Below are 224 nucleotides of genomic sequence, written 5' to 3'. Positions count from 1 at the left end.
GTGACTGGTAGTTGAGGGTCGAATGGCGGCGCTTGGGGTTGTAGTAGGTCTCGATGTAGTCGAAGACCTCGGCCTTGGCCGCTTCCCGGGTGGGGTAACGGGCCCCATGCACCTGCTCCACCTTCAGGGTATGAAAGAAGCTTTCCATGGCGGCATTGTCGTAACAGTCGCCCTTCCTGCTCATGCTGCAAAGGAAGCCCTGTTGCTCAAGGAGCGCCTGGTAA

At 58.5% G+C, this 224-nt stretch carries 1 protein-coding gene; it reads right to left on the bottom strand.

Annotated elements, in window-relative coordinates; genetic code table 11:
• Nucleotides 1-224 (bottom strand): IS3 family transposase (locus ACYQ1H_RS15685; RefSeq protein ID WP_460028966.1); only part of this gene is annotated, 224 nt, incomplete at both ends.

It is taken from the genome of Methyloparacoccus murrellii, assembly GCF_054657115.1.
This window is presented reverse-complemented; position numbering and strand designations above follow the sequence as displayed.